The 11273-nt window shown below is 26.0% G+C and carries 12 protein-coding genes; 2 read left to right on the forward strand and 10 right to left on the reverse strand.

Annotated elements, in window-relative coordinates:
- Positions 1-99: 99 nt before the first annotated feature.
- Positions 100-2157, reverse strand: a complete 2058-nt coding sequence (locus LXN10_RS10820; RefSeq protein WP_375723030.1) for a bifunctional diguanylate cyclase/phosphodiesterase — start codon at positions 2155-2157, stop codon at positions 100-102.
- Positions 2158-2317: 160 nt separating this feature from the next.
- Here LXN10_RS10820 and LXN10_RS10825 point away from each other — a divergent pair, with 160 nt between their 5' ends.
- A complete protein-coding gene (locus tag LXN10_RS10825; protein ID WP_375723031.1) occupies positions 2318-3829 on the forward strand; it encodes a DUF748 domain-containing protein in 1512 nt (503 codons plus the stop codon).
- 2 nt (positions 3830-3831) lie between these two features.
- Here the strand turns inward: LXN10_RS10825 and LXN10_RS10830 are convergent, their stop codons facing one another.
- Positions 3832-4116, reverse strand: coding sequence for a hypothetical protein (locus tag LXN10_RS10830; RefSeq protein WP_375723032.1), 285 nt, complete (start codon positions 4114-4116; stop codon positions 3832-3834).
- Positions 4117-4206: 90 nt separating this feature from the next.
- Here LXN10_RS10830 and LXN10_RS10835 point away from each other — a divergent pair, with 90 nt between their 5' ends.
- Positions 4207-4917 (forward strand): SDR family NAD(P)-dependent oxidoreductase, encoded by a 711-nt coding sequence (locus tag LXN10_RS10835; RefSeq protein ID WP_375723033.1) that lies wholly within the window; start codon positions 4207-4209, stop codon positions 4915-4917.
- A gap of 84 nt (positions 4918-5001) precedes the next feature.
- Here the strand turns inward: LXN10_RS10835 and LXN10_RS10840 are convergent, their stop codons facing one another.
- Genes LXN10_RS10840 through LXN10_RS10875 form a run of 8 tightly spaced genes read right to left on the reverse strand, consistent with a single transcriptional unit; the run spans position 5002 to position 11234 of the window.
- Positions 5002-6198, reverse strand: a complete 1197-nt coding sequence (locus LXN10_RS10840) for an APC family permease (RefSeq protein ID WP_375723034.1) — start codon at positions 6196-6198, stop codon at positions 5002-5004.
- Position 6199: 1 nt separating this feature from the next.
- The gene (locus LXN10_RS10845; protein WP_375723035.1) at positions 6200-7087 is read right to left on the reverse strand and encodes a DMT family transporter; all 888 of its coding nucleotides are present in this window, start codon (positions 7085-7087) and stop codon (positions 6200-6202) included.
- Between the two features lie 50 nt (positions 7088-7137).
- Positions 7138-7929 (reverse strand): helix-turn-helix transcriptional regulator, encoded by a 792-nt coding sequence (locus LXN10_RS10850; protein WP_129100158.1) that lies wholly within the window; start codon positions 7927-7929, stop codon positions 7138-7140.
- 45 nt (positions 7930-7974) lie between these two features.
- The gene (locus tag LXN10_RS10855; RefSeq protein ID WP_375723036.1) at positions 7975-8547 is read right to left on the reverse strand and encodes an SCO family protein; all 573 of its coding nucleotides are present in this window, start codon (positions 8545-8547) and stop codon (positions 7975-7977) included.
- Positions 8547-9038, reverse strand: a complete 492-nt coding sequence (locus LXN10_RS10860) for a hypothetical protein (RefSeq protein ID WP_375723037.1) — start codon at positions 9036-9038, stop codon at positions 8547-8549. Before LXN10_RS10860 ends, LXN10_RS10855 begins: the two co-directional genes overlap by 1 nt.
- Before the next feature lie 3 nt (positions 9039-9041).
- Positions 9042-9524 carry a copper chaperone PCu(A)C gene (locus tag LXN10_RS10865; RefSeq protein WP_375723038.1) on the reverse strand — a complete coding sequence of 161 codons (483 nt, stop codon included), beginning with the start codon at positions 9522-9524 and terminating at the stop codon, positions 9042-9044.
- A gap of 42 nt (positions 9525-9566) precedes the next feature.
- A complete protein-coding gene (gene nhaA / locus LXN10_RS10870; RefSeq protein ID WP_375723039.1) occupies positions 9567-10856 on the reverse strand; it encodes a Na+/H+ antiporter NhaA in 1290 nt (429 codons plus the stop codon).
- A gap of 12 nt (positions 10857-10868) precedes the next feature.
- On the reverse strand, positions 10869-11234 hold the full coding sequence (locus LXN10_RS10875; RefSeq protein WP_375723040.1) for a Fur family transcriptional regulator: 366 nt from the start codon (positions 11232-11234) through the stop codon (positions 10869-10871).
- Positions 11235-11273 lie beyond the last annotated feature (39 nt).

Genomic DNA, 11273 nt, shown 5'->3' on the forward strand with positions numbered 1-11273 from the left:
ACTTGTCACTTTGTTGGGGTGTATTATACAATCTATTAGGTTAAATTTTCTTTATAGTGAGTATTAAAATAATTAAACTATTACATTATGTAACAAAGTTTAAATTAAATGTTCAGGCTCATGTAAAAAATAACCTTGTGCATAATCAATATCCAATGATTTAATTGTTTCTAATACTTCTTGTGAATCAACAAATTCTGCAACAACTTCCAATCCCAATTGTTTAGCAAAGTTTACAATAGTAGAAACAGTAATAAAGATATTTTTATCTTTGTGAATATTTTTAATCAAAGAGCCATCTATTTTTAAAATATCTACATTTAGTTTAATGATATATTCAAAGTTTGAATACCCAGTTCCAAAATCATCAATTGCAATTCTTACACCTATGTTTTTCATTTTTTTGATAAATAATGAGACTTTTTCAAATTGACTTATTTGTTCTGACTCAACGATTTCTAATATTATTTTTTTATTTGTCTTAGTTTCAAGTAAAATATTTGTGAGGTACTCTACTGTTTCTTCATTTGTAATATCTTGTATTGTTAGATTAATAGAAAAAGAGTTTTCTTTATCTTTAAAATAATCACAAGCTAAGCTTATCATTTTTCTTGTCATTTCATGATATAGTCTTGCTTTTTTTGCATGTTCTAAGAAAAAGAAAGGTGATAATATCTTATCATCTACTTTAAGCCTCATTAGTACTTCATATTTTATTTTACCAGTAATATTATTTATAATCTTTTGACCATAAATTAAAAGGTTGTCATTTTTTAGGGCATATTTTATTTTATTAGTTAATTCTACTTTCTTTTTCAAAGCATCTTTATTTTTATTTTCTAAATTCATTACAAGAGTTTTATTCTCTTCTTTTGCTTCTTGGAGAGCCATTTCTGCTTCTACTAATAGCCATTCTCTACCACTTGAAATACCAATTGAATAAGATAAGTTTAATTGTTGATTATCATATTTAATAGGATTTATTTTTATTGTCTCTAAAAAGTCTAAGCACAAGTCTTTTAATGACTCTGTTGAGTAGTTTCCTGAAGCTAATATCCCAAAGATATCCCCATTAATTCTGTAAATATTAATATTAAAATTACTTAAACTTAACAACTTATTTGAAAATTCTTTAAGTATAAAGTCACCCATATCTATCCCATATACATCATTTATATCTCTAAAGTTATTAATATTAATCATAGCTAGTTTAGGAAATAAGAAGTTCTTAGAATCTTCCACAAGTTTTTGTCTATTTGCTAAACCTGTTAGATTATCAGTAAATTGTTTTGTAATTATTTCATCTTTTTCATATAATGAAGTCACATCATTTCTAATGCCAATATATTCTTTTATTTCATTATTTGAGTCTAAAATAGGAATAATTGTGGAGTTGACATAATAAATAGTTCCATCTTTTTTCTTATTTGAAATTATGGCTTTGAATATATTTTTACTTTCTAGTATCTCCCATAAATTTTTAAAAAACTCTTTTGGAGTTTTAGGATCTCTAATAATATTGTGATTCTTACCTATTAACTCTTCTCTTGAATATCCAGATATCTCACAGAATTTATCATTTACATATGTAATTATACCTTTCGTATTTGTCTTTGAAACAATTGAACTCTCATCTAAGGCTTTTTTATACTCTTCTAAGAGCATTAGGGCTTCGGATAAATCAGCATCTTTAATGTCATTTAAAATATGGTTTAAACTCTCAATTTGACTATATTTTTCTTTTAATTCTTTATTTTTACTCTCTATAGTTTTTTCTTTTTCTTTTTCTTTTGATATATCTCTCCATCCAGCAATAAATATTTCTTCACCATTTAAAGTTGATTTTTTAAGTGTAACTTCAACCCAAAATTCTTTTGTATTTAAATCTGTATGAATCCATTCAAATCTTATGAATCCATTCTTTGAACATTCTTGGATTATTAGTTTTTCTTTTTCTGCTGATAATTTTCCATCAGGTTGATATTTTGGAGAAATTTGTGAAGGGTGAATATTAAATAGTTCTTTTTTATCTTTCATTTTAAGTATATCAAGCGCAGCCTTATTACAATCAATAAGTTTGTCACCTTTTAAAAATAGAATTGGGTCAATAGAATTCTTAAAAATAATATCATAATAATCAATGTTTTTTAAATTCAATTTAAATTCCTATATTTATATTAAAGTAATATAACAAAATAAATATAATAATATATTAAAGTGAAAATTAATAGTAATAATCAGTTTTGAAATCTTATTTTTGATTCTATTTTAAACATACTAGTGTATAATTTAATAAATAAAATATTAAGGCTTCATAATGAAAAAACTTTTTTTTGGGTTAACATTTTTAATTATTATTGTTCTTGTAGGAATTTATGCTTTATTATTTACAACAACTGGTAATGGCATAGTCTCTTCAGTAGTAGAAAGCAAAGTAAATGAACAAAAAGATTTAAATTTTAAAATAAATAAGTTTGTATTAACTACAAAAAATATTGAGTTCGATGCCTCATTAGATAAAAACTCAAATATAAAAATTATTGGTGATTTATCATTATTCTCAAAAACTGCTGATATAAAATATGATATAAATATTTTGGATCTATCAAAATTAGAAAAATATACAAAACAAAAACTAAATGGAAGTTTCAAGACAAGTGGAACACTTAAAGGAGATAGTTCTTTAGCTACACTTGAAGGTAATAGTGACATCTTTAAAAGTATTACAGAGTATAAAATACAGTTAGTAAATTTTGAACCTTCTAATATAATATTTAATGTAAAAAATGCAAAAATTGATGAGATATTGAATTTAATAAATAAACCTAGATATGCTATGGGAAATATATCAATTAATGCTGATATTAAAAATGCAAAATTAGATAAATTAAATGGAAATATAAGTACTAAAATTGCAAATGGACTTGTAACAAATAGTTTAATTAATAAAGATTTTAATACAAAATTAGTAGACAGACTAACTTTTCGTGGTGACATAGAAACAGATTTACAACCAAATAAAGCTCTATCTAAAGTTGATTTTTATTCAACTATGGCAAATCTTTTTGTGAAAAAAGCAGAGGTTGATTTGAAGAATATGATTATAAAAAGTGATTATTTTTTAAATGTTGATGATCTTTCAAAACTTTTTGATGTTACACAAACTAAGTTAAGAGGGAAAATTGATGTTGCAGGAGATATTAAAAAAGACAAAGATTTACTTGTAAATGGTTATTCCGAATTATTAGATGGAAAATTAAGATTTAAACTTTTAAATGATGATTTTTCTGCAAATATTGATGATGTTGAAATATTAAAAGTATTACATATGCTTTATTATCCAGAAATTTTTACCTCAAAATCAAAATTGAAATTAGATTATAATCTTGCAAAACAAGTAGGTGATTTAAAAGGTGATTTATTAAATGGGCAGTTTAAGAAAAATGAGTATTCAACTATAATAAATAGTTTTGCAAAATTTGATCTTACAAAAGAAGTTTATGAAAATATTTCATTAGATAGTAATATAAATAAAAACATAATTAAGTCTACAGTAAATATGAAAAGTAAATTAACTACAATTGAAGTTAACCCATCAACTATTGATACAAAAGCAAAAGTAATTGATGCTTTAGTAAAAACAGACATAAAAGGTATAAAATTTGATACAAAAATATCTGGGGATATAGCAAATCCAAAAGTTAAAGTTGATACTAAAAAGCTTTTAGAAAGTGGAGTTAAAGAAAAAGTAAAAGAGAAAATTCAAGATACAGTTGAGAAAAAGTTAGGTGATAAAGCAGGGAATTTATTAAAAAGTTTTTTTAAATAGATTTAATTTGATAAAATTAAATCTATTATCTCATTGCTATCTTTTGAATTAGAAAGTGCAATCTGTATTATAGTTTGTTCTTTGTTTAATATTTTAATATTATTATCAGTTAATTTCTTTATAATATTTTTCGTATCAATTTTAAATACTCCTGATAGATTTTCAAGGGGAGTATTGATGATTTTTGAATATAATTTTTCATCTATTTTTGTATCTTTATTTAAATAAGATGAAGAAGCAAGAGTAATAATTGTAAAAATTGTTAATAGTAAAAATTTTATTTTCATGTAATATCCTATGTATAATTGAATTATATAGGCTAATATTTAATGAATAGTGTTGAAAAGTTAATAAATAGTTAATTGAAAAGGAAAAAAATGGAACAATTAAAAAAAGTATTAATAACAGGTGGAAATAAAGGAATAGGACTAGCAGTTGTAAAAAGATTTATTGAACTTGATTATGAAGTTGTAGTAGTAGCAAGGGATTTTTCAAATTTTGAATTTAAAGATAATAAAAAAGTTAGATGCATAGAGTATGATTTATCAAATATGTCTGGGCTAAAAGATTTAGCAAAAGAAGTAGGAGAAATCGATACATTGATTAATAATGCTGGATATATGCAACCAAAATACTCTTATGATAACTATCCCCTTGACGCAAAAGAGCATATTATGAATGTGGATTTGTATGCTCCTGTTGAACTTATGACACTATTTTGCGAAGGTATGAAAAAAAGAAATTATGGAAGAATAGTAAACACAGCATCAATCGCTGGACAAATCGGTCATCCTGATATTTGGTATGGGATTGCAAAAGCTGGGCTTATGAATGCAACTAAAATTTTTGCTAAACTTTTAGGTGGACATAATATTATTGTAAATTGTATAGCTCCAAGTCCTGTTGAAACTGATATGCAAAAAGATAACTCTGAAGAGAGAAAAGCAGAATTTAAAAAAGCAGTTCCTTGTGGAAGATTTGCAGAACCAAGTGAAGCAGCTGAAGTTATAGTTTGGTTAGCTACAGCTTGTCCTGAGTATGTAAATGGAACTACAGTTGACTTTAATAATGGGTCATATGTAAGATAAAAAAGTCTTTTGACTTTTTTATTGGTTGGTTTTTTATAAATTCTAAATACATTATTTCAATCTTTTTTTCTCAAAAATTTTTTACTACTTCTTAAAATAAGTAAAAATAAAAAGTCCTAATATTGTAATTAATATAAAAATATTAGAAAATAAAAGAATTATGAAGAATAATAAAGTTAATAAAATAGAGCTAGTTTTTAAGAAACCTTTTTCAAAAATTATCATTGCTGTTATTAATCCAATTATTGCATTTGATATAAAAAATCCGTCTGCAAATGCTACAAGATTATCCAAACTTATGTATTTAAAGTATACTAAAAATAAGATAGATATGATAATTAAAGATAAAAAATTTAAAGCCCCAATTGGTGTTCCATTTTGCATATGTTTACTTGTGCAAGATAAAAATTTAAGTGATGAAATAAGTCTTGCTGTACCACCAATAAAAAGTATTAATGTTCCAACACAGAGTATCATAGAAACAGTAGCCAATATTATATCTGAATAGCTTCCAAAAATTGGTTCAATAATCCAAACCAACTTAAAGTCAGTATCTTTTGGAAAATCACCAAAACATATAGAAATAGTTGTAAGTATATATACACTTGAAACAATTATCGCTGATAACTTAACTGCATTTGTAAGCATTTTTGTTTCTTTAACTTCTTGTGAATAGTTTCCAATAACTTCCCATCCAACTATTGCCCAAAAAACAAGTATAAGTGAATATCCGAACTCTTTAAATGATATAGTAGGTATAAAGAATATAAATTTATCTATGCCTAAAAGTATATTTATACTTGATATAAAAAATATAAATGTAATAATTGAACTAACTGTTAACATTAATTTTCCAAGAAAGTCTATTTTAATAAGTAGTAATATATAAGTTAAAATATAAATATAAAATCCTAAAAGTTCTAAAGGAGTATTGGGAAAATATGCTTGAATAAATTGACCAGCAATCAATAAAACTGCGACAGACCCAAAAAATACAGCACATATAAGATAAAAAGAAGTTAGAAGTTGATACTTTTTACCTATGGTTTCTTTTGTTGCAAGACTTACCCCTCCATCACCTGGATAAAGAATAGCAAGTCTTCCAAAGATAAGTGCAAATATAAATCCAAGACTCAAAATAATAAGCCATATAATTAAAGAAAAATTTCCAACCATATTATATAAAAGAGGGGGAAGCAGTATAAGTCCAGAGCCTAAAATTGGACCAATAATAAGTCCTGATAAAGTAAAGGTATTTAATTTTTTATTTTCTATATGCACATTACTTTCTTTTAAATTTAATATTATTTAATATTTTTACTGCTAGTAAAGTAAGAGTTGTACCAATTATGATTGACAGACTTATTTTTTCATCTAAAAATATAACACTTAAAACAATAGCAAATAGTGGAACTAGGAAAATAAATGAACTAACTTCATTTGTTCCTAATTTTTCTATTCCTACAAAATAAATAGTTGTAGCAAAAGTTGTAGAGATAATTGAAATAGATAGAATATTTAACCAAAAAATCCAATCAAAAGCTTTATAATCAATATTTGGTAAATCAACAAAAAATATCATAACCAAAATGGTTGAAATAACATACATGTAAAATGTAAATACCATAGGTGAGATTTTTGTAGCCTTTGAACTTACAATTGTCAGTATTGGCCAAAGAATCGAAGCTAATACAAAATAAATATTTTTTTGTGAAAATATTTGCTCATGTGAAAAAGACCAAATATTAAGCATAGTTAGAACTCCAAGACCTCCAAGAACTAAGGCAAAGATATCTTTTTTTCCTATTCTTCTACCAAAAAATAGTGCCATAATTAAAAAAGTATTTATTGGAATCATAGTAGTTACTAGTGCTCCACCAAGGCTTGCTGTTCCAAATTTTGTCCCTAAAAAATAGCATTTCATATAAGCTATCATTACAATTGAAGCTACAACAACTAAAATAAAACTTTTTAAGTTTATATGAAAACTTTTCTTTGAATATAACAATACGGGAAGAAGTGTAATAATCGTAAATATATTTCTAAAAAATACTAATTCATACTCATTTATATAAGCACTTAAAACTTTTGCACTAACCCAAGAAGCTCCCCATCCAGCCATAGCTAGAAACATAAGAGCATAAAAAATATTTTTGTTTTTGTCTGTCATATCTCATCTTTTTTATTGATAAGCAAATTGTATATAAATAAACTAAAAATTTATAGAATAAAATTGCTATTTTTTTGTAAATAAGAAGGTGTATATCCAAAATATTTTTTAAAATTACGAGTAAAATGGGATTGGTCATTGAATCCAACTTGAATACTTGCTTCACAAATGGATAAACCATTTTGAATTAGAGAGTTTGCTCGATTAAGTCTTTCATTTACAATAAAAGCATGGGGTGTAAGTCCAATATCTTTTTTAAACAATCTTAGAAAATGGAATTTACTAAGATTAACATTTTTTGCAAGTATATCAAGGGTAAAGTTTGTATCTATTGAATCATTTATAAATTCATAGGTTTGTTTTATAATTTTTTTATCTTCAAAAATTTTTTTATAATCTTTTGTATATAAAGTTGAATCTAAAATTAAACTAGATAGCGCTTCTATTAAATAAGCTTCAATCAATAGTTCATCTTCTTTTTTAAAATATGCATCAAAGAAGTTGTGGACTTTTAGGAATAATATTTTGTTATCAACTATATGTCTTTGAAAATAGGGTATTTTCTTTTCATAAAATATTTGTTCATAAATATTTGAAATAATTTCTACCGTTGGATAAAAATTTGCGTGAGACCACTCTTTAGCTTTTCCACCATGAACTTCACCTGGATTATTTATTCTTATTGAATATTCATATGAATAATAACTTTGGTGTACATTAAAAGTTTTAATAAATCCTTTATAGGTTATTCCAATAGTGTATGTATCATGGTAATGTTTTGTAAAGTCTTCATTGGAATGGCTTACATTTTCAAATAGAATATTATTTAATATTTTTGACATGGCAAAATTATATCTAAAATAAAAAAGAAATATAGAAGAAAATTGCTATTTTACTATTTCTTCTAATGTCTCTTTTATTTTAGCTGGATCAGAAAAGTGGTCAAGTTTTGCTCTAAATTTACCACTTTTATCAAATACATAGATAAATGAAGTATGTGCAACAGAATAGCCCATTGCAGAATCCTCAAGTTCTATTTTGCTGTAATAAGTTTTATATCTTGAAGTAATGTCATCAATATTTTTTTTTGTTGAAGTTGCACCTATAAAGTTTGGATGAAAATAGTGTGCATACTCTTTTAGGTTTTTAAGTGTATCTCTGTCTGGATCAACACTTATAAAAAGTCCAACAAAATCTTTAGCTTTTTCTTTTGGAAGTCTGTTTATTGCTTGTGCTAATGAACTTAATGAAGTAGGGCAAACATCAGGGCAAAAAGTATATCCAAAATAGACAGCCAAATACTTTCCTTTGAAACTATCTTTTGTAATCTCTCCATCAATTGTATTTACTTTAAAATCATATTGTTTATGTTCATTGTAATCTTTTACATATGGTTTTGCTATAATAATTATTGCGATTGCAATTACTATTGCAAACAAAAGTTTGAAAACTTTACTCATTATTTACCTGTCTTAAATTGGAATCTAGCTCCAATAGTTTTATTTATTTTTTCAATTCTTATATCTGCATTCCATATCATATTACCAACTGGACAAGTTGGAAGAGTACCTACTGCTTCATAGTTTCCATTTCCAAGATTTTTAATTGGTAGATTAAAATCACCCATGAACATATTTGTTGCATAGATATTCAAGTATAAGTCTTTTAAATCCGCTTTATTGCTTTTGATTTCAAATTTAATTGATTGCATTAGTGGAATAGATTTTGGATTTATTTCTAATTTAAAAGTTGTGCCATCTTGTATTTTTACAATACAAGAACTTTGGTGTAAATCACAGCTTGAATCTTGTGTTATAAATTGCGCTTCACCTTTAAAAGATTGGTAAAGTGAAGAAAAATCTATTAAAAAATACCCTACAACAATAAAAAGTACAACTACTACTTGTAGTATTGCACTTTTTAAATTGTTAGCTTTTTTTTCTTCTGGCATTATTTAGTTACTTCCACATTTACCTGTACCACAGCTCATACCTTTTTTCATTTCTTTTTTCATCATTCCACCCATTACACTTTTTACAGGAATAGTTATAGTTTTATTTTCACCATTTGAAAACTCAAGAGTAATAGTTACTTCTTCTCCTACTTTTAAAGGTTTATGAAGTCCTATTAACATAACATGAAAACCACCTGGTTTAAGTGTTGTTTCTTTATTTGCAGGAATATCGATTTTTGGAACTTGGTACATTTTCATTACACCATCTTTCATGCTATGTGTATGAAGTTCAACTACTTTTGAAACATCAGATGTAGCTTTTACAAGAGCAATATTCTTATCTGTTTTGTTTTCTACACTCATAAATGCAGCCGAATTTGGAAGTCCAGGAGGTGTTGCTCTAACATATGCATCTTTAACTTCAATATCTGAAGCAAATAGTGTTGATGCACTAAGTAGTGCTAAAAGAAGAAATTTTTTCATTTTGTACCTTTTTTTGATTTCCAAAATTTTATAACTAAAGTGTTAATTATGTGTTAAATCTTTTTTTAATAATATTAACAACACTCCAATTACAGCTGCAATAAATGAAGCTACAAATATTCCTAATTTTACAGCGGAAATTATAGTCTCATCAAGAAAAGCAAGGTGAGTTATGAAAATAGACATTGTAAATCCAATTCCACCTAGAAATCCAACTGCAACAATTTCATACCATGAAATATTATCTGGTTTTTTAACTAGTTTTAGTTTAGTTGCTAGATATGTAAATCCAAATATTCCTATTGGTTTCCCAATAATTAAACCAAATACAACTCCTAGTACAATCATTAAGTTTGAATTTATTCCAGAAAAGTCTATTAGTACTCCTGCATTTGAAAATGCAAATAAAGGCATAATAAAGTATGCAGATAGACCATGTAAACTATGCTCTAATCTCATAAGAGGGTTTTGTACTTTGTCATAGTTATATGCAATATTTTCCAAAGCATCAATTTGATGGTGGTTTAAAATAGGTACAGGATCAATGTGATTTTCGAACTCGACTATATCTTTTTTTGTATCTTCAATAAATGCATTTTCACCAATTTTTGATTTTATTGGAATAGCAAAAGCTAATAAAACACCTGCAACAGTTGCATGTATTCCAATAGCATGAATATAAATCCATAAAGCAATACCAAGAATTAAATAAGGTAGTAATTTAGTTACACCTTTTATATTTAAAGCCCAAATTAAAGCATAAATTACACCTGCATGTAAAAAATACTGAGTATGAATTTCACTTGTGTACACAGTAGCCACAACTAAAACAGCACCTAAGTCATCTACAACTGCAAGGGCAACTAAAAATAATTTTAAAGCTGGATTTACGCGTTTTCCTAAAAGCATCAAGATACCTAATGCAAATGCAATATCTGTAGCCATTGGAATACCAAATCCTAGTGGATTATCTGTGTTTAACGCTACATAAATAAGTGCGGGAATAATCATCCCTCCAAGAGCTGCAATAATAGGAAATAAAGCCTTGCTTACAGATGAAAGTTCCCCAACACTCATCTCTCTTTTTATCTCTAATCCTACCATTAGAAAAAATAGTGCCATTAAAGCATCATCAATCCAATAAGTTAAAGTCATAGAAATACTATGTTCCCCTAAATTTACTCCCAATGGCAAATGCCATAGGTCATAATATGCTTGTCCTAAACTAGAATTTGCAACTATTACGGCTGCTACTGTTGCTAAAAAAAGAAGTATTCCACTAAGGGCTTCTTTATTTATAAATTTGTCTAAGGTGACAAGTTTTTTAATCATTAATATTCCTTTTTATAAACAATTTGGACATATTCCTTTTATAATTATGTTCTCGATTTTGTGATTTATTAATTTAAAGTTAAAATCCTCATGAAGGCATTCTATCTTAGAGCAATTAGTACATATAAAGTGTGCGTGCTTACTTTTTTTTATTTCAAAATATCTTTTTTTATCATTTGATTCAAAAGAATCAATAATATCTTCTTCTTCAAATTTAGTGATATTTCTGTAAAAAGTAGCCTTATCCATATTGATTGAAAATTTTATTTCTTCATAACACAAAGGTTTAGAAGAATTAGATAGTACTTCTAATATCGCTTTTCTCGAGCTTGTAAGTTTAATATTTCTATCTTGAAATAATTCGTTTATATTGTCCATATATAATTATAACATATGAAACTTGCAACTAAGTTGCGT

This window comes from Arcobacter iocasae, from assembly GCF_042214795.1.
GTDB classification, from domain to species: domain Bacteria; phylum Campylobacterota; class Campylobacteria; order Campylobacterales; family Arcobacteraceae; genus Arcobacter; species Arcobacter iocasae.